Source organism: Rathayibacter sp. VKM Ac-2759 (assembly GCF_009834225.1).
Classification (GTDB): Bacteria; Actinomycetota; Actinomycetes; order Actinomycetales; family Microbacteriaceae; genus Rathayibacter.
On record NZ_CP047176.1, the window covers coordinates 2,781,599 to 2,802,463 of the forward strand.

The window sequence follows — 20,865 nt, forward strand, 5'->3', positions numbered from 1 at the left end:
CGCTCTCGACTGATGTCGTGCAGGAGATTCCCGCCCATTCACGCTCCTGCCGACGATGACGACACAAGACCCTTCCGCCCCGCTCCCGGTGCTGCCAGCGTTGCCTCATGGCCGCATCCGAGATCACCACCGCCGCCCAGCACGTCTGGGCCTCCCGCGACGACGCTCCCCTCGACCCCGACACCCTCGAGACCATCGACGCCTGGTGGCGCGCCGCCAACTACCTCGCCGTCGGCCAGATCTACCTGCTCGCGAACCCCTTGCTGCGGACGCCGCTCAGCCGCGACGACATCAAGCCCCGCCTCCTCGGCCACTGGGGCACGACGCCCGGCCTGAACCTGATCTACGCGCACCTCAACCGAGCGATCCGTGAGCGCAGCCAGCCGACCCTCTACATCACCGGTCCCGGCCACGGTGGCCCGGGCATGGTCGCCAACGCCTACCTCGACGGCACCTACAGCGAGATCTACTCGCACATCGACGAGACCGAGGACGGCCTGCGCCGCCTCTTCCGCCAGTTCAGCTTCCCCGGCGGCATCCCGAGCCACGCGGCCCCCGAGACACCCGGCAGCATCCACGAGGGCGGCGAGCTCGGCTATGCGCTGAGCCACGCGTACGGAGCCGCCTTCGACAACCCCGACCTGCTCGTCGCCGCGGTCGTCGGCGACGGGGAGGCCGAGACCGGGCCGCTCGCCACCAGCTGGCACTCGAACAAGTTCGTGAACCCCGCGACCGACGGCGTGGTGCTGCCGATCCTGCATCTCAACGGCTGGAAGATCGCGAACCCGACGATCCTCGCCCGCATCCCCCAGGAGGAGCTCGAGAGCCTCCTCCGCGGCTACGGCCACGAGCCGTTCCTCGTCGAGGGCGGCTTCGACGGCGAGGACCCGATGCGCGTGCACGAGCGCTTCGCCGCCGTCCTCGACACGGTGCTCGACCGCATCGCCGCGATCAAGAAGCGCGCGGCCGAGGGCGACCTCACCCGCCCGGCCTGGCCGATGATCATCCTGAAGACCCCCAAGGGCTGGACCTGCCCCGCCGAGATCGACGGCGTCCAGGTCGAGGGCACCTACCGCGCCCACCAGGTCCCGCTGGCCAACGCCCGCGACACGGAGGCGCACACCCGCCTCCTCGAGGAGTGGCTGCGGTCGTACCGCCCCGACGAGCTCTTCACGGCCGACGGAGGCGTCTCCGACCGCGTCCGCTCGCTCGCTCCCGAGGGTGAGCTGCGGATGAGCGCCACGCCGCACGCCAACGGCGGTCTGCTGCGACAGACCCTCCGCCTTCCCGACTTCCGGAAGTACGAGGTCGTCGTCGAGCAGCCCGGCGGCACCATCGCCGAGGCCACCAAGGTCCTGGGCGAGTGGCTGGCCGACGTGATCCGCGCCAATCCCACCAACTTCCGCATCTTCGGGCCGGACGAGGTCGCGAGCAACCGCCTGCAGAGCGTCTACGCCGCCACCGACAAGCAGTGGGACGCCGAGCTCAGCCCGCTCGACGACCACCTCGCCCGCGCCGGCCGGGTGATGGAGGTGCTCTCGGAGCACCAGTGCCAGGGCTGGCTCGAGGGCTACCTGCTGACCGGCCGCCACGGGCTCTTCACCTGCTACGAGGCGTTCATCCACATCATCGACTCGATGTTCAACCAGCACGCCAAGTGGCTGAACGGCACCCGCGAGATCGAGTGGCGCCGCCCGATCGCGAGCCTCAACTACCTGCTCTCGAGCCACGTCTGGCGCCAGGACCACAACGGCTTCAGCCACCAGGACCCCGGCTTCATCGACCACGTCGTCAACAAGAAGCCCGAGGTGGTGCGCGTCTACCTGCCGTTCGACGCCAACACCCTGCTCTCGGTCTACGACCACTGCCTCCGCAGCGTCGACTACGTCAACGTCGTCGTCGCCGGCAAGCAGCCCGCCCCCGCCTGGCTCACCATGGCGGAGGCGGTCGCCCACTGCACCCGCGGTCTCGGCATCCTCGAGTGGGCCAGCAACGAGCGCCGGGGAGAGTCTCCGGACGTCGTCGTCGCCTGCGCGGGCGACGTGCCCACCCTCGAGGCCCTCGCCGCCGTGAGCATCCTCCGCGAGAAGCTCCCGGACCTGGCGATCCGCACCGTCAACGTCGTCGACCTGATGCGCCTGATGTCCGAGTCCGAGCACCCGCACGGACTCTCCGACCGCGAGTTCGACGCGATCTTCACGCCCGACCGCCCCGTGATCTTCGCCTACCACGGCTACCCGTGGCTGATCCACCGCCTCACGTACAAGAGGACGGGCCACCAGAACCTGCACGTCCGCGGCTACAAGGAGAACGGGACGACGACCACTCCGTTCGACATGGTGATGCTCAACGACCTCGACCGCTACTCGCTGGTCATCGACGTCATCGACCGCACTCCGGGGCTCGGCGCGAAGGCCGCCGGTCTCCGCCAGGAGATGCAGGACGCCCGCATCCGCGCCCGCGCCTACACCCGCGAGTTCGGCGAGGACCTCCCCGAGGTCGCCAACTGGACCTGGGCCGGCGAGCGCTCCGGCAACGCGAGCGATGCCACCGGAGGCGACAACGAGTGACGCGGCGCGTCACCTCATGGAAGGGGAATCAGGCGGCTGAGGCCACCAGGTAGTCGTCCCACTCCGGCTGCGTGCGCTCCGCCCCGCGCACCAGCCAGGAGCCGGCCCGCGGCACCCGCGGCACCGTGCGCAGCCGCCACCCCATCTCGAGCGGCGTGCGGTTGCTCTTGACGTTGTTGCAGCGGTGGCAGCAGGCCACGAGGTTCTCCCAGGTGTCCCGTCCGCCGCGCGACTTGGGCTGGATGTGGTCGATCGTGTTCGCGTGCGATCCGCAGTACCCGCAGCGGTGGTTGTCGCGCCGCAGCACCCCGCGGCGCGAGACCGGCACCGTCCGCGAGTTCGGGATGCGCACGTAGCGCGTCAGCAGGATCACGGAGGGTCGCACGTAGTCTCCGGCCGCCCCGTGCACCGGATTCTCGTCGTCGGCCGCGATGATCGTCGCCTTCTCGGTCATCAGCAGGACGAGCGCCCGCTTGAACGACACGACCGCGAGCGGCTCGTATCCGGCGTTGAGAACCAAAGTGCGCATCACTGACCTCCGGGCTGTCGCACTCGGCCCCGCTCCCCCGCGGCGGACGCGAAAAAGGGCGCCGTCGTCATGACAGCGCCCTTCGAGTCCATCGCGCGCAGGCGCGTGACGTCGTGGTGTCGTATCCGCGTGTCGGCGGAGTGCACCGCGGCGGAGAGGATCCCCGCCCGGATCGAGTCGGTCCGCCGCACGCGCCAACGCAGCCCCACGCAGTGGTGCCCGTTCCGCTCGGCCATCCGGCACTCCGTCCCTCGACGAACCGGTCCGCTCGCCACGAGCGGACTGGGGTTCAGATTAACCCTTCACGCCCCGAACACCAGAGGAACTCCCGGATTCGTTACCCGCAGTTCACACCGGGAGACCGCCGCCGAAACGCGTCGAGCCCGCCCCGGAGTGCGGGACGGGCTCGACGAGCTTCAGAGGAGGATCAGCCGGGGATGCGGACGATGCTGTAGTCCGACGTCCAGATCGGCTGCACCCGGACGCTCGCGCCCTCGTAGGGCGCGTGCAGGATGTTGCCGTTGCCGGCGTAGAAGCCGTCGTGCCCGTCCATGATGACGAGGTCGCCGGGCTGCGCCTCCGCGAGCGAGACCGGGGTGCCCATGGCACCCTGAGCGGTCGACGAGTGCGGCATCGAGATGCCGTACTGAGCGAAGACGTACATCACGAAGCCGGAGCAGTCGAAGCCGCTCGGGTCGGCGCCGCCGAAGACGTAGGGCACGCCCTGGTACTGCATCGCCGTGCCGAAGACGGCGGAGAGGCTGTAGCCGGTGGTCGGCGCCGATGCGGCGAGCTCGCTGGCCGAGGCGCCCTCGTAGGAGTTGAACTCCTCGGCGGTCTCGGCGCGGGCGGCGGCGACGTCGGTCGTGTCCGCGACCGGCTCGACCACGGGCTCCGGCTCGGGCGGCGGAGGAGCCGCCTCGGCCGAGAAGCCGTCGCGGGCGATCGCGGCGAGCACGACGCTCCCGGCGACGTCGACGCTCTGCGCGTCACCCTGTCGCAGAAGGTCGGCCTTCGAGGCGGCGAACAGCCCGTCGTCCTCGCTGCCGGGCGAGAAGGCGTAGGCGGGGAGGGCCATCGTCGCCACAAGCGCGCCGGCGAAGCCGACGATCGCGATCTTGCCGAGCTTCCGGCCGCGGCGCTTGCGGGGCGCTCCGAGCGGAGTCGGGACGAAGTCGGTGACATCGCCCTGGCGCGCAGGGGCGACCGGGACCGCACGGCGGGCGGCGGGCGCCTCGTCGTGGAACCGGGCCCTGATGACGGGCGGCTGGTTCTCGAACGAGGCGGCGTTGCGGTCGGGGTGGGTGGATCGGAACCGGTCGGGTGTTCCGGATGAGGTGTTCTGGGGCAAGGGGGAGGTCCTCCGACGTCCCGTCAGCCCAGGCAGCTGTCCCGTCTCATGCACGAAGCATCGAAGTTCACAGAGGTCCGAGACGGGCGAGGGGGCGTCGGACTCCGCGCCCGGCGTCCGGGGTTCGGGCGACGGGCTCCCCAGAGCGTAAGCGACCGTTACCGATTTGTCACCATTCGGCGCAGACGATCTCCGCGCGGATGATGCGGTCGCCTCCGTCGATCCGGTAGGGCGGCCGGATCGTGCAGACGTCAGACGACGACGAAGATGTGCGCCGCGACCTCGTTCGGCAGCTCGATGCCGGCTTCGACGTCGTCGATGCGCACGAGCACGTAGCCGCTGAGCGCCGAGAACTCGCCCTCGGCGCCGGGGACGACGCCGGCCTGCTTGAGCTGCAGCAGGAGCTCCGGGTCGACCTGCGCCGGCTCGCCCAGGCGGCGGACGACGCCGCGCTTGGGCTCCGCCGACCCCGCGACGAAGCGCGGCAGGCTGATGACGCCGTCGGCGAAGCGCGACGCGGGAGAGTCTCCGAGCTCGTCGAGCCCCGGGATCGGGTTGCCGTACGGCGACTCCGTGGGGTGGTCGAGCATCTCGAGGAGGCGGCGCTCGACCTGCTCGCTCATCACATGCTCCCAGCGGCATGCCTCCTCGTGCACGAACTCCCAGTCGAGCTTGATGACGTCGTGGAGGAGGCGCTCGGCGAGGCGGTGCTTGCGCATCACGTGGATCGCCTTGCGGCGTCCGTCGGTCGTGAGCTCGAGATGGCGGTCGCCCGAGACGACGACGAGTCCGTCGCGCTCCATGCGGCCGACGGTCTGCGAGACGGTGGGGCCGGAGTGGCTGAGGCGCTCCGAGATGCGCGCGCGGAGGGGGATGATGTTCTCCTCCTCGAGCTCGAGGATGGTGCGCAGGTACATCTCGGTCGTGTCGATCAGATCCGTCATGACAGCCTTCCCGTCTCGGCGCGCTCAACCTTAGTGGGCGCCGTGACACCTCCTCCGCGAGGGGGCACAGCGCTCCGGCCTTCGTGACTCGAAGGCGGGGCGAGCCGGGAACCCTAGTATTAACGCATGCCGTACGTCACCATTCCTCGCGAGCTCCTCCCCCACGACGGACGATTCGGCTGCGGCCCGTCCAAGGTGCGGCACGACCAGCTCGCGCACCTCGCGACCGAGGGCGCGCACCTGCTCGGCACCTCTCACCGGCAGGCTCCGGTGAAGAACCTCGTCGGCCGTGTGCGCGAGGGTCTCGCGACGCTGTTCGACGTCCCCGAGGGCTACGAGGTGTTGCTGGGCAACGGAGGATCGACCGCGTTCTGGGACGCGGCCGCCTTCTCGCTCATCGAGCGCCGCGCCGAGAACCTCACCTTCGGCGAGTTCGGTCAGAAGTTCGCCACCGCCGCCGCCGCCCCCTTCCTCGAGCCGCCGCACGTCGTGTCGGCCGCCGCAGGCTCGCGCAGCGAGGTCGAGATCGTCGAGGGCGTCGACGTCTACGCCTGGCCGCACAACGAGACGTCCACCGGAGTGATGGCGCCGGTCCGCCGTGTCCACGGCGACGACGGAGCGCTCACGGTCATCGACGCGACCAGCGCCGCCGGAGGCATCGCCTTCGACACCGCCGAGACCGACGTCTACTACTTCGCGCCGCAGAAGAACTTCGCCTCGGACGGCGGGCTCTGGTTCGCCCTCTTCTCCCCCGCCGCGATCGAGCGCGTCGAGCGGATCGCCGCGAGCGGTCGCTACATCCCCGAGTTCCTGAGCCTCAAGAACGCCGTCGACAACTCGCGCCTGAACCAGACGCTCAACACCCCGGCCCTCTCGACGCTCCTCCTCATGGAATCGCAGCTCGAGTGGATGAACGCGAGCGGCGGTCTGCCGTGGGCGTCGGCGCGCACCGCGGAGTCCTCCGGTGCGATCTACGACTGGGCCGAGGCCTCGTCGATCGCCACTCCGTTCGTCGAGGTCGTCGAGCACCGCTCGCAGGTCGTCGCGACCGTCGACTTCGACGCCTCCATCGACGCGGCGCTGATCGCGAAGATCCTCCGCGCCAACGGCATCGTCGACACCGAGCCCTACCGCAAGCTCGGGCGCAACCAGCTGCGGGTGGCGACCTTCGTCGCCATCGAGCCGGACGACGTCCGCTCGCTCCTCGCCTGCATCGACTACGTCGTCGAGCGCCTGGCCGACTGAGACGGCGGCGATCGGGATGCGGCTGTGGCTGAGGCCGGACGAGCGGCGCCCCAGCCCGCCGCCGTACCCGAGCGACGACGCGACGGCCCTCCTCGTCGGCTGCCTCGCCTGGGCGCTCGCGCTCATCGGCGTGCTGATCGCCGTCGCTGTCGGCGCCGCCGTGCCCCCGATCGTGCTCTCGACGGTCGTGATCGGCTTCGTGCTCGGCACGATCGGGCTGTTCTACAGCCGCAACCGCCGCTGATCAGCGGGCGGCGACGGTCTCCATCCGGAGGGAGGCGCCGTCGTCGTCGAGCGCCAGCGCGACGCTCACCCGTCCGAGAGCGGAGAGCCGCCCGACGTGCGTTCCCCCGCACGGGATCGTGGCGTCGCCGTCGGGCGTCACCTCGCAGCGCCAGCTCCGGCGGGTGCTGAGGCGGGAGTCGTCCCGCTCGATGCGCACCTCGGCGTCGGCGCCGATCCAGCCGGCCAGCAGCGCGTCGATCCGCGCGGTGATCGAGGGCAGCTCGTCCCGGAGGCGCGCGGTGTCGAAGCCGCTGCGCCGGAGCGACTTGCCGAGACGGTAGACGTCCGTCGACCCGGAGCGCCGGATGACCGAGCTCTGGATCGCCGCCTGATCGAAGTCGGGGCGGCCGAGGGAGTCCTCCCGCGCAGGCTTGCTCCACAGGTCGGCGACCGCCGCGTTCAGCGCGAGCGACGCGAGGTGGCACGCGGTGTGACCGCGCGAGAGCTCCTCGCGGTACTCGGCGTCGATCTCGACCGAGACCGGAGCGCCGAGGGGCAGCGGATCGGCCAGCACGTGGACGACGACGAAGCTCCAGTCGGGAGTGCCGAGGCGGGCCGGCAGCCGCTCGCCCACGTGCAGCGCGCCGTCCTGCCACGCGCCGATCCGTGCGTCGAGCAGCGGATGGCGGACGCCGTCGGCGACCAGCGCGCCCTGGTCGGGCCCCTGATCGGGCCAGGTGGGGTCGACCGGGTGCGCGGGAGTCTCGGCGAGCACCACGCCCCAGCGGCCGTCGGGCAGCTGCTCGGCGTGCACGACGGTGCTGCTACCCGCCGTCGCCCCGTCGGGGTAGGTGATCAGGGTGTCGGAGTCGATCATCACCGGCCGAACGGTCGTCGCGCCCCGCCGTCAGCGACGGTCGAGAGCGTCCTCATCGTCGGAGTCGTCGTTGTCCTCGTCGGAGTCGTCCTCGTCGTCGGAGTCGTCCTCGTCGTCGGAGTCGTCCTCGTCGTCGGAGTCGTCCTCGTCGTCGGAGTCGTCCTCGTCTGAGTCGTCATCCTCGTCGGAGTCGTCGTCCTCGTCGTCCGCATCGGCGTCGAGCACAGCCGTCTCGTCGAAGTCGTCGTCCGGGTCGTCGTCGTCGGAGTCCTCATCGTCGTCCGACTCGTCGTCGTCCTCGTCCGACTCGTCGAACCCGCCCTCACCGTCGACCGAGTCCTGCGCCGCCTCGTAGTCCGCCAGGCGGACCGACCACGGGACCCAGTCGGGAGCCAGGACCGAGCCCTCGCCCGGAAGCAGCTCGACCTCGAGCACGTTGACGTCCTCGCTCTCGTCGATCCGCGAGAGCGTCGCCGTCCACAGCCACCCGGGGTAGCCGCGCATCAGGTTCGCGAACTGCAGCGAGACGACGTGCTCGCCCTGCGCGAGCGTCGCGACGAGCGCGCCGATCGTCTCGGGAGGCGTGATCTCGGCGAGAGCGGCACGGGCGCGCTCCTCCGACGCGGCGAGCACCGCGTCGACCTCGTACACCCGCTCCGGCTCCGCCGGGGCGGACTCGGCAGCGTCGGACGAGTGTCCGTCGGACTCGACCGCAGCCGATCCGGGCGCGCCGTCGCTCTCGGAGTCGCGGGCCGGCTCATCCGCCGGCGACGAGCCGTCGCCCGAGAACGTCAGCGTCTGATCGTCCGTGCGCGCGGCGGAGTCGCCGCTCGTTCCGTCGGAGTCAGGCATCCAGCTCGTCCGCCACTCGGCGCAGCAGCGCCGCGATCGTCTTGCCGTGCGCCTTGTCGGGGTAGCGGCCGCGCTTGAGGCCGGTCCCGATGCCGTCGAGCAGCTTCACCGTGTCCTCCACGATGACCGACATGTCGTCGGCCGACTTGCGGTTCAGCTTGACCATGCTGGGCGGCGCGTCGAGAACGCGCGCCGAGAGGGCCTGCGCACCGCGCTTGCCGTCGGCGATGCCGAACTCGAGGCGCGTGCCGGCCTTCACCGCGGTCCCCGAGGGCAGCGCGGAAGCGTGCAGGAAGACCTCCTGGCCGTCATCAGTGCTGATGAAGCCGAAGCCCTTCTCCTCGTCGTAGAACTTGACCTTGCCGGTAGGCATGCAGAACCCCTCCTGAAATGAAGCAACCATCAGTTTAGACGACACAGCGCCGCCCTATCCTTGACGGGTGAAGCCACAGGAGCCCGCGGGCATCGGACGCGTCGAGCGCACGCTCGCGTACATGTTCATCGCCATCATCGTCGTGACCGTCCTCGCGTTCCTCGCCATCCTGCTCGCCCCGGTGATGGGGATCCGCGAGTACAGCGGTCCGCTGTGGCAGTTCGTCTTCGCGCTGCCCCTCGTCGGCCTGCCGATCGCCTTCCTGATGATGATCGCGATGCTCATCGTCGGCGTCCGGCGCCGCCGCGCGTCCTGACCGAACGGCTCACGGGAGGGGTCGAGGCGGCGTTGATAGCTCAGCCATGCGACTCCCAGACTTCGTACAGCTGACGCGCAGATACTGTCGTCCATGGACGGACCCCGCATTCTCATCGTCGACGACGAGCCCAACATCCGCGACCTGCTCACCACGAGCCTCCGCTTCGCCGGCTTCGCCGTGCGTGCGGTCGGCAACGGCGCGCAGGCGATCTCCGCAGTCCTCGAGGAGGAGCCGGACCTCATCATCCTCGACGTGATGCTGCCCGACATGAACGGCTTCGGCGTCACGAAGCGACTGCGCTCCGCCGGCTACACCTCGCCGATCCTCTTCCTCACGGCGAAGGACGACACCGAGGACAAGATCACCGGCCTCACCGTCGGCGGCGACGACTACGTCACGAAGCCGTTCAGCCTCGACGAGATCGTCGCGCGCATCAAGGCGATCCTCCGTCGCACGATGCACGCCGAGGAGGACGCGGTCATCCGCGCCGGCGAGCTCACCATGGACCAGGACACCCACGAGGTCCTCGTCGGCGACGACCCCGTCGAGCTCAGCCCGACCGAGTTCAAGCTGCTCCGCTACCTGATGCTCAACCCCAACCGCGTGCTCAGCAAGGCGCAGATCCTCGATCACGTCTGGGAGTACGACTTCAACGGCGATGCGGGCATCGTCGAGTCCTACATCTCCTACCTCCGACGTAAGCTCGACACGCATTCGGAGGAATCGCTCATCCAGACCAAGCGAGGATTCGGATACATGCTGAAGGTCGCCAAGGTCTGACCTCCGGCCCGGCGGCGCCTTTCTCGAAAGGAGCCGCCGCCCGCTTGATCTCGAGGGAGTTCCACCGCCATGCACCAGGGTCTGGCCGAGCGGTGGAACTCCATCTCGTTGCGCACGAAGATCACCGCCGTCACCGTCCTGCTGCTGACGCTCGGTCTGCTCGTCTCCGGCATCGGCACGATGACGATGCTGAAGCCCCAGCTCATCTCGCAGCTCGACGACACACTCGAGCAGAAGGCGCAGGAGATCGCCACCACGCTGAGCACCGACGGTGAGGCGCAGGTGAACGACTCCGACGCCGCGTACGAGGGCGCCGTCTACGACGCAGCCGGGAGGCTCAGCAATTCGACGGCCGGCTCGGTGGGCTCTCCCGATTTCCCCCAGACCTTCACCATCGAGCAGGCGCTCGCGTGGGCCGAGACGGGAGAGGCTCACCCGGTCGAGAGCGTGAACGGCCGGACCGAGTACCGGGTCGTCGCCACGACCTTCTCGAAGGGCAACCAGGTCGCGACCCTGCTCCTGGCCACCTCCACCCGCAGCGTCGACACGATCATGACGCTGTACCTGACGATCTTCCTCGGCTTCGGAGTCGCGATCGTCGTCATCGGCGCGATGCTCACGCGCCTGCTCGTGACGACCACGTTCGCGCCGCTGCGCGAGGTCGAGCGCACCGCGGCCGCCATCGCCGACGGCGACTTCAGCCAGCGGCTCGACGGCACCACGCCCAACACCGAGGTCGGGCGGCTGAACCGCTCCCTCAACGCCATGCTCGGGCGCATCGACACCGCCTTCCGCGACCGTGCGCGCACCATCGACCAGATGCGCCGCTTCGTCGGCGACGCCAGCCACGAGCTGCGCACTCCCCTCGTCTCGGTCCGCGGCTACGCGGAGCTCTACCGGATGGGCGCGCTCCAGACCCCCGAGGCCGTCGGCCAGGCGATGGAGCGCATCGAGAAGGAGGCGATCCGCATGGGCGGGCTCGTCGAGGACCTCCTCGAGCTCGCGCGACTCGACGAGACGAAGCCGCTCGCGCTCGCGCCCGTCGATCTGATGCCGCTGGCGAGGGACGCCGCGATGGACGCGATGGCGTCCTGGCCCGACCGCGACTTCGGCGTCGAGACCCGCGACGACACCCCGATCGAGACTCCGGCGCTCGACACCGAGGAGGCCGACGGCTCGGCGACGCAGACGATGGAGATCGCCTCCCCCGGCCTCACCGGCCCGATCGCCGCGGCGGGCGCCAGGCTCGCGCGCCTGCGTCGCCGTCCTCGCCGCCTGAAGGCCGAGGACATCGCCGCCGGAGCCGCCGTCGCCGCCCCCGAGGAGCCGGGTGTGCCCGCGATGGTGATGGCGGAGGAGAACAAGATCCGCCAGGTCCTCACGAACCTCATCGGCAACGCGGTCCGCTACACGCCCGAGGACACCCCGATCGAGATCGGCGTCGCCGTCGACCGGTCGCGTCGCCTCGCGCTGCTCGAGGTCATCGACCACGGAGACGGCATCCCGCCGCAGATCCGCGAGAAGATCTTCCAGCGCTTCTGGCGCGCCGACACCTCGCGCACCCGCGAGACCGGAGGCAGCGGCCTCGGCCTCGCGATCGTCGCCTCCATCGTCAGCGCGCACAAGGGCCGGGTCGACGTCGTCGAGACCCCGGGCGGAGGCGCCACCTTCCGCGTCGCGCTGCCTCTCCTCACCATCGGCCCGAACGGCGAGTCCTCCCCAGCTTCGGTCTGAGGGCCCCCGGACGCGATCGCATCGGCCATAGGTTTCTCGCACGCGCCGGCCGGCGCGCAACCGAGCGAGAGGACCCTCCGATGACCCACTACCAGACCGACGCCGACGCGATCGAGTCCATGACCGGCACCGCCCACGGCTACGCGGAGCGCATCCAGGCCGAGGTCGCCGGCCTCCTCGGCCAGCTCACCAGCCTGGAGACGGTGTGGACCGGTCAGGCGGCGACCGCGTTCCAGGGAGTCGTCGGCCTCTGGCGCACGACGCAGAGCCAGGTCAACGACGGCCTCGCCTCGATCACGCTCGCGCTCGGGACCGCCGGGCAGCAGTACATGGAGACCGAGCAGGCGAACGCCCGCCTCTTCGCCTACTGAGCGGCCCTCGCGGGAGGAGCGCCCCGTCGGGCGGCTCCTCCCGCAGCCTCCGTCGCCCCTGTGGGCCGACTCCCCCCGGGAAACGCCGAAGGCGGCTCCCCGGAGGGAACCGCCTTCTGCGTGGAACGAGTCGGACTAGAAGTCCATGCCACCCGTGGGGTCTCCGCCACCGACGGCCGGGTTCTTCTCCGGCTTGTCGGCCACGACGGCCTCGGTGGTGAGGAACAGACCGGCGATCGAGGCCGCGTTCTGCAGAGCGGAGCGCGTGACCTTGACCGGGTCGATGATGCCCGCGGCGATGAGGTCGACGTACTCGCCGGTCGCGGCGTTGAGGCCGTGTCCGGTGGGCAGCTCGCGGACCTTGGCGGCGACGACGCCGGGCTCGAGGCCAGCGTTCAGCGCGATCTGCTTGAGCGGGGCGTCGATGGCGACCTTGACGATGTTCGCACCGGTCGCCTCGTCTCCGACCAGCTCGAGCTTCTCGAACGCGAGCTTGCCGGCCTGGATGAGGGCGACGCCACCACCGGCGACGATGCCCTCCTCGACGGCGGCCTTCGCGTTGCGCACGGCGTCCTCGATGCGGTGCTTGCGCTCCTTGAGCTCGACCTCGGTCGCCGCTCCGGCCTTGATGACCGCGACTCCACCGGCGAGCTTCGCGAGGCGCTCCTGGAGCTTCTCGCGGTCGTAGTCGCTGTCGGTGTTCTCGATCTCGCCGCGGATCTGCGCGACGCGACCGGCGATGGCCTCGGCGTCGCCGGCACCCTCGACGATCGTGGTCTCGTCCTTGGTGATGACGACCTTGCGGGCCGAGCCGAGCAGGTCGAGGGTGACGTTCTCGAGCTTGAGGCCGACCTCCTCGGAGATGACCTGGCCGCCGGTCAGGATCGCGATGTCCTGGAGCTGGGCCTTGCGACGGTCACCGAAGCCCGGAGCCTTGACGGCGACCGACTTGAAGATGCCGCGGATCTTGTTGACGACCAGGGTCGCCAGCGCCTCGCCGTCGACGTCCTCGGCGATGATCAGCAGCTGCTTGCCCGCCTGGATCACCTTGTCGACGACGGGGAGGAGGTCCTTGATGTTCGAGACCTTGGAGTTGACGATGAGGATGTAGGGGTCCTCGAACACCGCCTCCTGGCGGTCGGGGTCGGTCACGAAGTACTGCGACAGGTAGCCCTTGTCGAAGCGCATGCCCTCGGTCAGCTCGAGCTCGGTGCCGAAGGTGTTCGACTCCTCGACGGTGACGACGCCCTCCTTGCCGACCTTGTCGATGGCCTCGGCGATGATGGCGCCGATCTCGGGGTCGGCGGCGGAGATGGAGGCGGTCGCCGCGATCTCCTCCTTGGTCTCGATCGCCTTGGCGCCCGCGACGAGCTCGGCGGTGACGGCCTTGACGGCCTTCTCGATGCCCTTCTTGAGGCTGATCGGGTCGGCGCCGGCCGCGACGTTGCGCAGGCCCTCGCGGACGAGTGCCTGGGCGAGCACGGTGGCGGTGGTGGTTCCGTCGCCGGCGACGTCGTCGGTCTTCTTGGCGACCTCCTTGACGAGCTCGGCGCCGATGCGCTCGTAGGGCTCGTCGAGCTCGATCTCCTTGGCGATCGACACGCCGTCGTTCGTGATGGTGGGGGCGCCCCACTTCTTCTCGAGCACGACGTTGCGGCCGCGCGGGCCGAGGGTCACCTTGACCGCATCGGCCAGGGTGTTGAGTCCACGCTCGAGGCCACGGCGGGCTTCTTCGTCAAAAGCAATGATCTTGGCCATGTGTGTTTCTCGTCCCTCCCGGACGTCAGGAAAATTCTCGATTGGCACTCAGCCGGAGCGAGTGCCAAGAGCGATTCTGGCACTCGCGGGTGACGAGTGCAAGTGAGCCCGACGCCCGGCGCAACGACAGGAGCCGCCGTCCGCGCAGTGCGGACGACGGCTCCTGGAGCGACGAGGGACTCAGACCACGCGCACCGATTCGGCCTGCGGACCCTTGGATCCGCTGCCGACCTCGAACGCCACGTGCTGACCCTCTTCGAGGACCTTGTAACCGGACATGTCGATCGCGGAGTAGTGGACGAAGACGTCCTGCCCGCCGCCGTCGACCGTGATGAAGCCGTAGCCCTTCTCAGCGTTGAACCACTTGACGGTTCCGTTCGCCATTTCCACTCCCCAGTGCTGTGCTGCCCGCGACACGTGCGATGCGCAGGTGCCTGGTTGGGAATACTAATGGAGCCGTTCAGGCCCGAAAGGGCCGATCCGGGCCTCGGGGAAAGAGTTGCCCGGGATTCAACATGGATTAAACGTGCCCGAAACAGAACGGCCGTTCGGAGGCGTGGAAACGCCTCTCGGAGAGGCCTATGGGGCGGTGTAGTCGGCCCCGAGGACCACGACCAGGTTCGCCGTCTCGACGAAGTCCTGCGTGAGGGCGAGCGTCCCGGTGCCGAGCGAGGCGACGAGTCCGAGCGCCGCGCCCTCCTGCGCCGGATCGGAGTAGTAGACGGTCGTCACGGCCTCGTCCTCGGTGCTCGCGTTGGTGACCGTCGGCACGTTCCAGCCCGCCGTCGTGAGGACCTGCCCCGCGCTCGCAGCGAGACCGGCGGTCGGAGTGCCGTTCAGGACGGCGACGGTGAGAGCCGGGTCGACGGTCGGTGCGACCGTCGGGGTGGCCGTCGTCTCGGCGATGCCCGTGGGAGCCGTGAAGACGTCGTTGAACTCGACGCGGTTGTCGATGACCAGGAGCCCGATGAAGCCGAGCAGCACGATCACGCCGGTCGCCAGCGCCGCCCAGGCGAGCGCGATGATCCCGGCGTGCGGAGCCGGCGGCCGCCGGTGCGCGCCGACGCGGCCGTCGCCGGCCGGGATCTCGTCGAATCGGTCCTTCTGGTGGGTGTTCGACATCGGGGTGACGGCCGGCCTTCCGTTGCAGTGGGCTCGAGCAGCGGGTCTACTCGGGTCGCCCGAGTCGTCGCGCCGCGCGGGCGCCGGCGCGTCCGTCGCGGATGCGCTGCAGCCGCGTGACGAGCATCGGGTCGTGGGCGAGGGCCGCCGGAGAGGCGAGGACCGCGCCGAGGACCTGATAGTAGCGGGCGACCGAAAGACCGAACTGCGAGCGGATCGCGTCGTCCTTGCCACCGGAGCGCGCGGTCCACTCCCGCTCGAACTCGAGCACGCGCCGATCGCGATCGGACAGGGGGGTGCCCTGCCTGCTGCCCGTGCCCGCGGTTCCGCTCACCCGTCCAGGGTAGGCAGACCGGCGCCGGGAGCCGGGGAGGCGCTCCGGAGCATGCTGACGTGCGCGATGCCCGCCTCGTCGTACTCGGGGCCGAAGGCGACGAATCCGGATCGCGCGTAGAGCCCGGTGACGTGCGCCTGCGAGTGCAGGAGGATCGCCTCGTCCCCGTACCGGGCGACGACCGCCTGCACGAGGCGGTGCGCCAGACCCTCGCCGCGGCGGTCGGCGCGCGTGACGACGCGGCCGATGACGCGGTGGGCGCCGGCGTGCTCCGGCTCCTCGTCGTGCAGTGTCCGGAGGTAGGAGGCGACGCCCCGCTCGTCGGCGATCCACCAGTGCCGCGCCGAGGGCTCGAGATCCCGCCCGTCGAGCTCGTCGTCGTCCACCCGCTGCTCCCGGAGGAAGACGTCCGCGCGCAGTCGCGCGATGCCGTAGACCTCCTCGGTCGAGAGTTCGCTCCACGCCTTCGAGATCACGGAATTCGCCTGCACGGCTGGGAGTTTACGAGAGAGGAGGGGATGCCCCTCCCCCGTAAACTGGCGAGGAATCCAAGGGAGACCCATGTCGTATTCCGTGAACAAGACCGATGCCGAGTGGCGCGAGGAGCTCGACCGCGACAAGTACGCGGTCCTGCGCGAAGCCGCCACCGAGCGTCCGTGGACCGGCGAGCTGCTCGACGAGCACCGCTCCGGCCTCTACACCTGCGCCGCGTGCCACGCGGAGCTCTTCAAGAGCGGCACGAAGTTCGACTCCGGCTGCGGCTGGCCCAGCTTCTACGAGTCGGTGAATCCCGAGGCCGTGCAGCTCATCGAGGACAGCACCCTCGGCATGGTCCGCACCGAGGTGCGCTGCGCCAGCTGCGGATCGCACCTGGGCCACGTCTTCCCGGACGGCTTCGGCACGCCGACCGGCGACCGCTACTGCATGAACTCCCTCGCTCTCGACTTCCAGGCCGAGGGCGAGTGACGATGGCGTCGGCACCCGTTCTCGAGGCCGTCCTCGCGCGCCGCTCGCGCTCGAAGGTGACCCCGGAGGCGCCCGGGCACGAGGAGATCGCCGCGCTCGTCTCGGCGGCCTCCCGCCTGGCCGACCACAGCTCGCTCCGCCCGTGGCGCGTCATCGAGATCCGCGGTGCCGCACGCGATCGCATCGGCCGCAGCTTCGCGGCCGCTTCCGGGTCGAAGAAGGACCCGCGCAAGTACATCGAGAAGACCCACCGGGCCTCGCTGCTGCTCGCCGTGGTGGTGAGCGTCAAGAAGTCGTCCGTGCCCGCGTGGGAGCAGGAGGCGGTCGCCTCCGGGGTCGCGCACCTGCTGAGCCTGCTGCTCGACGAGGCCGGCTGGGGTGTCTTCTGGCGCACCGGCTCGTACACGCGCGCCAAGCAGGTCCGGAAGGCGCACCGGCTCGAGAAGGGCGAGGAGCTGCTCGGCTGGCTCTACGTCGGGCGCCCCGACGGCAAGATCGGCGGGCCCAAGCGGCCCACTCCGGCAGCGCGGCACCTCAGCATCCTGGAGCCGTGATCCACCCTCGCGGGCGGGAGCCGATCGGGCTCCGACGCCCGCGATAGGGTGATCCGAGGCGCGGCGACGCACCTGCCGACGTGGCGCAATTGGTAGCGCACCCGACTTGTAATCGGGCGGTTACGGGTTCAAGTCCCGTCGTCGGCTCCCCCGCTGCACGAGGACCGGACCCGCACGGACCCCCCTCGACCAGAACGGCCCGCTCACGATGAGCGGGCCGTTCCTGTATCCGGAGTCCGGGCGGTCAGCCCGCGGGGGTCGCGCTCGGCGTGGCCGACGAGTACGAGTCCGCGGCGGCCGAGAGGACGAACGAGCTGAAGGCGTCCGGGTCGGTCAGCGACCCGGAGTACGCCTCGCCGTTCACGAGGACGGTCGGAGTGCCGGTGACGGCGGCGACCTCGGTGCCCGGGAGCGGGCCGGCGGTCGCGCGCTCGGTGGCGGCGCGCACCCAGCTCACGAACGACTGGTCGTCGATGCAGGTGTCGATCGCGGCCGTGTCCTCGACGCCCGCCTGCGAGACGTAGTCCTTGAGCTGGTCGTCGGAGAGCCCGTCGGTCCCCTCCTCCGGCTGGTTCGCGAAGAGCAGGGCGTTGAAGTCGAAGAAGGAGTCGGGCGCGGTGTCGGCGACGCACGCCGCGGCGTTCGCGGAGCGCTCCGAGTACTTGGTGCCGTTGGAGCGCGTGGTGAGGATCGCGATCGGGTGGATCTCGACCGTGGCGGCCCCGCTCGAGACCCACTCCTGGATCTGCTCGCCGTTGGTCTCCTCGAACTGGCCGCAGTAGGGGCAGAGGTAGTCGAGGTAGACGCGGATGTCGACCGTGCCGGTCGACGTGTCGAGGGCGGTCGGGCTGGGAGTGCCGTCGGCCGGGATCGCCGCGCTCGTCTGCGCGACCATGCCCTCGCCGATCACGATGCCGTCGCTCGCCATGTTCGCGGGGCCGGGGCCGGCGGGGCGGATGCTCGAGGTGACGGCGAAGACCACGACGGCCACGATCGCGATGACCACGACGGCGAGACCGCCCTGCAGCGCGATGCGGCTCACCTTGTCGCGGCGCTTCTGCTGCTCCCGGAGCCGCCGGGCCTTCTCCCTGGCGGCCTCTCGACGCTGGTTCTTCGAGAGACGGTCGTTGGCTCCGCCGTTGGTCATGACAAGGACACTCCGAGTGAGAGGGGAAGGCTGTCGCTCGGGCAGCGACTCGCCGGAATCCTACGCGCGAGCCCTGGGAATCCTCCAAACGGCGGAGACGACCGCGGGCCGCCCCGCCTCCGGTGCCGGACCCTCCCGGAATCACCGCCCATGGCATACTGTGACGGTTGGTCACTGTCGTCCAGACGGCGATGGCCATCACTTCCATTCACTCGGATCGTCCGGCACGTACCTGCCGGTGAAGGAGCAAGCACAATGGCGTCCGTAACTTTCGACCACGCGTCCCGCGTCTACCCCGGGGCCACGCGTGCCTCCGTCGACAAGCTCAACCTCGAGGTCGGAGACGGCGAGTTCCTCGTCCTCGTCGGCCCCTCCGGCTGCGGCAAGTCCACCTCCCTCCGCATGCTCGCAGGCCTCGAAGAGGTCAACGAGGGCCGCATCCTCATCGGCGACCGCAACGTTACGGACGTTCCGCCGAAGGACCGCGACATCGCGATGGTGTTCCAGAACTACGCGCTCTACCCGCACATGTCGGTCGCCGAGAACATGGGCTTCGCGCTCAAGATCGCCGGCGTCAACAAGGACGAGCGCGCCGCCCGCGTCCTCGAGGCCGCGAAGATGCTCGACCTCGAGCCGTACCTGAACCGCAAGCCCAAGGCCCTCTCGGGTGGTCAGCGTCAGCGCGTCGCGATGGGCCGCGCCATCGTCCGCAAGCCCCAGGTCTTCCTCATGGACGAGCCGCTGTCGAACCTCGACGCCAAGCTCCGCGTCTCGACCCGCACCCAGATCGGCACCCTCCAGCGCCGCCTGGGCATCACCACGGTCTACGTCACCCACGACCAGACCGAGGCGCTCACCATGGGCGACCGCATCGCGGTCCTCAAGGACGGCCTCCTCCAGCAGGTCGGCACCCCGCGCGACCTCTACGAGAACCCGAACAACGTCTTCGTGGCCGGCTTCATCGGCTCGCCCGCGATGAACCTGTTCCACGCCGACGTCACCGACGGTGGCGTCAAGTTCGGCGACACCGTCCTCCCGATCGCCCGCGAGGCGCTCGCGAAGACCTCGCAGAAGGTCGTCACGCTCGGCGTCCGCCCCGAGGACGTCACCGTCTCGACCCAGCCCGGCGGCCTGCCGATCGAGGTCGACCTCATCGAGGAGCTCGGCTCGGACGGCTACCTCTACGGCCACACCGAGGTCGAGGGTCGCCGCACCGACATCGTCGCGCGCGTCGACGGCCGCGTGCACCCGACCGCGGGCGACCGCGTCTACGTGACCGCGAACCACCGCGTGCACATCTTCGACGGCGAGTCGGGTCTGCGCCTCTCCTGACCTCGCGTCACCCCGCCACCACCACTGCCGCCGTCTCCTCCGGGACGGCGGCAGTGGTGTTCGCGGCCTCCCACCGTCCGAACCACCACACGAACGGCGCAGAATGTCCGGCTCCCTGAACATCACCTCGGCCACTGTCGACCCGGCCCTCCTCGATCTGCCCTGGAATCTGAGGCTGAACGACTGGCCCGACGAGTACATCGCCGCACTGCCCAAGGGCATCTCGCGGCACACCGTCCGCTTCGCGCACCTCTCGGGGCACGTCGTCGCCGTCAAGGAGACGACCGCCGAGATGGCGCGCCGCGAGTACGAGATGCTCAAGACCCTCCAGCGACTCGACGTCCCCTGCGTCGTCCCCGGCGCGGTCATCACGAACCGCAGCGACGACGAGGGCGGTGAGCTGCCCGCCGTCCTCGTGACGCGGCACCTCAAGTTCTCGCTCCCCTACCGCGCGCTGTTCTCGCAGACACTGCGCCCCGACACGGCGACCCGCCTCGTGGACGCGCTCGCGCTGCTCCTGGTGCGCCTGCACGTCATCGGGTTCTTCTGGGGTGACGTCTCGCTCTCGAACACCCTCTTCCGTCGCGACGCGGGCGCCTTCGCCGCCTACCTGGTCGACGCCGAGACCGGTCAGCTCTACACGGGCGGGCTCTCGAACGGGCAGCGCGAGAACGACCTCGAGATCGCCCGCGTGAACATCGCCGGCGAGCTGCTCGACCTCGAGGCGGGCGGGCGCGTCGACGACGATCTCGACCCCATCACGGTGTCGGACGGGATCGTCGCCGCCTACCGGAGCCTCTGGAAGGAGCTCACGGGCGTCGAGTCCTTCGCGACCTCGGAGCGCTGGCGCATCAACGACCGGGTGAACCGCCTCAACGACCTCGGCTTCGACATCGAGGAGCTGGCGATCAAGACCGACGAGGCGGGCTCGACGGTGCGGATCCAGCCCAAGGTCGTCGACGCCGGCCACCACCAGCGCCGCCTGCTCCGCCTGACGGGGCTGGACGCCCAGGAGAACCAGGCGCGGCGCCTGCTGAACGACCTCGACTCGTACACGGCGACCTACGACAAGCAGGGCCTGGACGAGGAGATGGTGGCGCACGAGTGGCTCGCCCAGGTCTTCGAGCCGGTCATCCGCTCGATCCCGCGGGATCTGAAGGGGCGTCTCGAGCCGGCGGAGATGTTCCACCAGCTGCTCGAGCACCGCTGGTTCATGTCGCAGCAGCAGGCGCGCGATGTGCCGCTGGCGGAGGCGGTCACCGCGTACGTGAACGACATCCTCCGCCACCGCCGCGACGAGGCGACGATCATCGCGCCTCCGACCGAGGCGCTCACCCTGCCCAACCTCGTCATCGACGAGGCGGGCGACGCCGAGCTGACCGACGAGGACGCCGACGTCGACTGGACGAAGAACGTCTGACCCCTCTCACGCCGAAGGGCTCGTGCGGATCACCGATCCGCACGAGCCCTTCTGTTCTGCGC

Annotated in this window: 23 protein-coding genes and 1 tRNA gene; 12 read left to right on the forward strand and 12 right to left on the reverse strand. The window is 70.0% G+C overall.

The features are described from left to right. The first annotated feature begins 107 nt into the window (after positions 1-107). On the forward strand, positions 108-2,570 hold the full coding sequence (locus GSU68_RS12870; protein WP_159908941.1) for a phosphoketolase family protein: 2,463 nt from the start codon (positions 108-110) through the stop codon (positions 2,568-2,570). Between the two features lie 28 nt (positions 2,571-2,598). On the opposite strand, the gene GSU68_RS12875 is transcribed toward GSU68_RS12870, so the two are convergent. The 3 genes from GSU68_RS12875 to GSU68_RS12885 all read right to left on the reverse strand — a co-directional run bounded on the left by GSU68_RS12875 (position 2,599) and on the right by GSU68_RS12885 (position 5,394). Continuing rightward, positions 2,599-3,099: an HNH endonuclease gene (locus GSU68_RS12875; protein WP_056036907.1), complete on the reverse strand. Its 501-nt coding sequence runs from the start codon at positions 3,097-3,099 to the stop codon at positions 2,599-2,601. Positions 3,100-3,526: 427 nt separating this feature from the next. Continuing rightward, the gene (locus tag GSU68_RS19705) at positions 3,527-4,450 is read right to left on the reverse strand and encodes a C40 family peptidase (protein WP_244259273.1); all 924 of its coding nucleotides are present in this window, start codon (positions 4,448-4,450) and stop codon (positions 3,527-3,529) included. A gap of 251 nt (positions 4,451-4,701) precedes the next feature. Beyond that, positions 4,702-5,394, reverse strand: a complete 693-nt coding sequence (locus tag GSU68_RS12885) for a metal-dependent transcriptional regulator (RefSeq protein ID WP_159908943.1) — start codon at positions 5,392-5,394, stop codon at positions 4,702-4,704. Positions 5,395-5,520: 126 nt separating this feature from the next. Between GSU68_RS12885 and serC the strand changes: the two genes are divergently transcribed. Both serC and GSU68_RS12895 read left to right on the forward strand, forming a co-directional pair. After that, the gene (gene serC / locus GSU68_RS12890) at positions 5,521-6,639 is read left to right on the forward strand and encodes a phosphoserine transaminase (RefSeq protein ID WP_159908945.1); all 1,119 of its coding nucleotides are present in this window, start codon (positions 5,521-5,523) and stop codon (positions 6,637-6,639) included. 16 nt (positions 6,640-6,655) lie between these two features. Next, positions 6,656-6,883 carry a DUF2530 domain-containing protein gene (locus GSU68_RS12895; RefSeq protein WP_159908947.1) on the forward strand — a complete coding sequence of 76 codons (228 nt, stop codon included), beginning with the start codon at positions 6,656-6,658 and terminating at the stop codon, positions 6,881-6,883. Here GSU68_RS12895 and GSU68_RS12900 read toward each other — a convergent pair whose 3' ends face one another. From GSU68_RS12900 to GSU68_RS12910, 3 genes are read right to left on the reverse strand one after another with little or no spacing between them, the layout of a single operon-like run. Continuing rightward, positions 6,884-7,741 carry a metal-dependent hydrolase gene (locus GSU68_RS12900; RefSeq protein ID WP_159910289.1) on the reverse strand — a complete coding sequence of 286 codons (858 nt, stop codon included), beginning with the start codon at positions 7,739-7,741 and terminating at the stop codon, positions 6,884-6,886. It lies immediately after the preceding gene. A 30-nt stretch (positions 7,742-7,771) separates the two neighbouring features. Then, positions 7,772-8,593, reverse strand: a complete 822-nt coding sequence (locus GSU68_RS12905; protein WP_159908949.1) for a DUF3027 domain-containing protein — start codon at positions 8,591-8,593, stop codon at positions 7,772-7,774. Continuing rightward, the gene (locus GSU68_RS12910; protein WP_056036929.1) at positions 8,586-8,966 is read right to left on the reverse strand and encodes a cold shock domain-containing protein; all 381 of its coding nucleotides are present in this window, start codon (positions 8,964-8,966) and stop codon (positions 8,586-8,588) included. The genes GSU68_RS12905 and GSU68_RS12910 overlap by 8 nt, the downstream gene beginning before the upstream one ends. A gap of 67 nt (positions 8,967-9,033) precedes the next feature. Between GSU68_RS12910 and GSU68_RS12915 the strand changes: the two genes are divergently transcribed. The 4 genes from GSU68_RS12915 to GSU68_RS12930 all read left to right on the forward strand — a co-directional run bounded on the left by GSU68_RS12915 (position 9,034) and on the right by GSU68_RS12930 (position 12,170). Continuing rightward, on the forward strand, positions 9,034-9,282 hold the full coding sequence (locus tag GSU68_RS12915) for a hypothetical protein (RefSeq protein ID WP_244259274.1): 249 nt from the start codon (positions 9,034-9,036) through the stop codon (positions 9,280-9,282). Positions 9,283-9,375: 93 nt separating this feature from the next. After that, positions 9,376-10,065 carry a response regulator transcription factor gene (locus tag GSU68_RS12920; protein ID WP_056036932.1) on the forward strand — a complete coding sequence of 230 codons (690 nt, stop codon included), beginning with the start codon at positions 9,376-9,378 and terminating at the stop codon, positions 10,063-10,065. 69 nt (positions 10,066-10,134) lie between these two features. Next, complete coding sequence (locus GSU68_RS12925) at positions 10,135-11,799, forward strand: HAMP domain-containing sensor histidine kinase (protein ID WP_159908951.1); 1,665 nt, start codon at positions 10,135-10,137, stop codon at positions 11,797-11,799. Positions 11,800-11,879: 80 nt separating this feature from the next. After that, positions 11,880-12,170, forward strand: a complete 291-nt coding sequence (locus GSU68_RS12930) for a WXG100 family type VII secretion target (protein ID WP_159908953.1) — start codon at positions 11,880-11,882, stop codon at positions 12,168-12,170. A 135-nt stretch (positions 12,171-12,305) separates the two neighbouring features. Here the strand turns inward: GSU68_RS12930 and groL are convergent, their stop codons facing one another. The 5 genes from groL to GSU68_RS12955 all read right to left on the reverse strand — a co-directional run bounded on the left by groL (position 12,306) and on the right by GSU68_RS12955 (position 15,875). Beyond that, complete coding sequence (groL, locus tag GSU68_RS12935; protein WP_159908955.1) at positions 12,306-13,928, reverse strand: chaperonin GroEL; 1,623 nt, start codon at positions 13,926-13,928, stop codon at positions 12,306-12,308. A gap of 180 nt (positions 13,929-14,108) precedes the next feature. After that, on the reverse strand, positions 14,109-14,312 hold the full coding sequence (locus GSU68_RS12940; protein WP_056036943.1) for a cold-shock protein: 204 nt from the start codon (positions 14,310-14,312) through the stop codon (positions 14,109-14,111). 195 nt (positions 14,313-14,507) lie between these two features. Continuing rightward, on the reverse strand, positions 14,508-15,050 hold the full coding sequence (locus tag GSU68_RS12945; protein WP_159908957.1) for a LytR C-terminal domain-containing protein: 543 nt from the start codon (positions 15,048-15,050) through the stop codon (positions 14,508-14,510). 46 nt (positions 15,051-15,096) lie between these two features. After that, complete coding sequence (locus GSU68_RS12950) at positions 15,097-15,384, reverse strand: DUF3263 domain-containing protein (protein WP_159908959.1); 288 nt, start codon at positions 15,382-15,384, stop codon at positions 15,097-15,099. Beyond that, positions 15,381-15,875, reverse strand: a complete 495-nt coding sequence (locus GSU68_RS12955) for a GNAT family N-acetyltransferase (RefSeq protein WP_244259275.1) — start codon at positions 15,873-15,875, stop codon at positions 15,381-15,383. The genes GSU68_RS12950 and GSU68_RS12955 overlap by 4 nt, the downstream gene beginning before the upstream one ends. Before the next feature lie 70 nt (positions 15,876-15,945). On the opposite strand from GSU68_RS12955, the gene msrB reads away from it, so the two are divergent. From msrB to GSU68_RS12970, 3 genes are all read left to right on the forward strand, one after another. Next, on the forward strand, positions 15,946-16,350 hold the full coding sequence (gene msrB / locus GSU68_RS12960) for a peptide-methionine (R)-S-oxide reductase MsrB (protein WP_159908961.1): 405 nt from the start codon (positions 15,946-15,948) through the stop codon (positions 16,348-16,350). 2 nt (positions 16,351-16,352) lie between these two features. Further along, positions 16,353-16,904, forward strand: coding sequence for a nitroreductase family protein (locus tag GSU68_RS12965; RefSeq protein WP_159908963.1), 552 nt, complete (start codon positions 16,353-16,355; stop codon positions 16,902-16,904). A gap of 74 nt (positions 16,905-16,978) precedes the next feature. Next, a tRNA-Thr gene (locus tag GSU68_RS12970) sits at positions 16,979-17,051 on the forward strand. Positions 17,052-17,148: 97 nt separating this feature from the next. On the opposite strand, the gene GSU68_RS12975 is transcribed toward GSU68_RS12970, so the two are convergent. After that, positions 17,149-18,051, reverse strand: coding sequence for a thioredoxin domain-containing protein (locus tag GSU68_RS12975; RefSeq protein WP_159908965.1), 903 nt, complete (start codon positions 18,049-18,051; stop codon positions 17,149-17,151). Between the two features lie 255 nt (positions 18,052-18,306). Between GSU68_RS12975 and ugpC the strand changes: the two genes are divergently transcribed. Further along, positions 18,307-19,383 carry a sn-glycerol-3-phosphate ABC transporter ATP-binding protein UgpC gene (gene ugpC, locus GSU68_RS12980; RefSeq protein WP_159908967.1) on the forward strand — a complete coding sequence of 359 codons (1,077 nt, stop codon included), beginning with the start codon at positions 18,307-18,309 and terminating at the stop codon, positions 19,381-19,383. Between the two features lie 103 nt (positions 19,384-19,486). Next, on the forward strand, positions 19,487-20,803 hold the full coding sequence (locus tag GSU68_RS12985; RefSeq protein WP_159908969.1) for a DUF4032 domain-containing protein: 1,317 nt from the start codon (positions 19,487-19,489) through the stop codon (positions 20,801-20,803). The last annotated feature ends 62 nt before the right edge of the window (positions 20,804-20,865 follow it).

What these genes read in the sequence shown, in the direction of transcription:
- GSU68_RS12870 (WP_159908941.1), top strand. Translation starts at nt 108, where the DNA reads ATGGCCGCATCCGAGATCACCACCGCCGCCCAGCACGTCTGGGCCTCC.
- GSU68_RS12875 (WP_056036907.1), bottom strand. Translation starts at nt 3,099, where the DNA reads ATGCGCACTTTGGTTCTCAACGCCGGATACGAGCCGCTCGCGGTCGTG.
- GSU68_RS12885 (WP_159908943.1), bottom strand. Translation starts at nt 5,394, where the DNA reads ATGACGGATCTGATCGACACGACCGAGATGTACCTGCGCACCATCCTC.
- serC (WP_159908945.1), top strand. Translation starts at nt 5,521, where the DNA reads ATGCCGTACGTCACCATTCCTCGCGAGCTCCTCCCCCACGACGGACGA.
- GSU68_RS12895 (WP_159908947.1), top strand. Translation starts at nt 6,656, where the DNA reads ATGCGGCTGTGGCTGAGGCCGGACGAGCGGCGCCCCAGCCCGCCGCCG.
- GSU68_RS12900 (WP_159910289.1), bottom strand. Translation starts at nt 7,741, where the DNA reads ATGATCGACTCCGACACCCTGATCACCTACCCCGACGGGGCGACGGCG.
- GSU68_RS12905 (WP_159908949.1), bottom strand. Translation starts at nt 8,593, where the DNA reads ATGCCTGACTCCGACGGAACGAGCGGCGACTCCGCCGCGCGCACGGAC.
- GSU68_RS12910 (WP_056036929.1), bottom strand. Translation starts at nt 8,966, where the DNA reads ATGCCTACCGGCAAGGTCAAGTTCTACGACGAGGAGAAGGGCTTCGGC.
- GSU68_RS12920 (WP_056036932.1), top strand. Translation starts at nt 9,376, where the DNA reads ATGGACGGACCCCGCATTCTCATCGTCGACGACGAGCCCAACATCCGC.
- GSU68_RS12925 (WP_159908951.1), top strand. Translation starts at nt 10,135, where the DNA reads ATGCACCAGGGTCTGGCCGAGCGGTGGAACTCCATCTCGTTGCGCACG.
- GSU68_RS12930 (WP_159908953.1), top strand. Translation starts at nt 11,880, where the DNA reads ATGACCCACTACCAGACCGACGCCGACGCGATCGAGTCCATGACCGGC.
- groL (WP_159908955.1), bottom strand. Translation starts at nt 13,928, where the DNA reads ATGGCCAAGATCATTGCTTTTGACGAAGAAGCCCGCCGTGGCCTCGAG.
- GSU68_RS12940 (WP_056036943.1), bottom strand. Translation starts at nt 14,312, where the DNA reads ATGGCGAACGGAACCGTCAAGTGGTTCAACGCTGAGAAGGGCTACGGC.
- GSU68_RS12945 (WP_159908957.1), bottom strand. Translation starts at nt 15,050, where the DNA reads ATGTCGAACACCCACCAGAAGGACCGATTCGACGAGATCCCGGCCGGC.
- msrB (WP_159908961.1), top strand. Translation starts at nt 15,946, where the DNA reads ATGTCGTATTCCGTGAACAAGACCGATGCCGAGTGGCGCGAGGAGCTC.
- GSU68_RS12965 (WP_159908963.1), top strand. Translation starts at nt 16,353, where the DNA reads ATGGCGTCGGCACCCGTTCTCGAGGCCGTCCTCGCGCGCCGCTCGCGC.
- GSU68_RS12975 (WP_159908965.1), bottom strand. Translation starts at nt 18,051, where the DNA reads ATGACCAACGGCGGAGCCAACGACCGTCTCTCGAAGAACCAGCGTCGA.
- ugpC (WP_159908967.1), top strand. Translation starts at nt 18,307, where the DNA reads ATGGCGTCCGTAACTTTCGACCACGCGTCCCGCGTCTACCCCGGGGCC.
- GSU68_RS12985 (WP_159908969.1), top strand. Translation starts at nt 19,487, where the DNA reads ATGTCCGGCTCCCTGAACATCACCTCGGCCACTGTCGACCCGGCCCTC.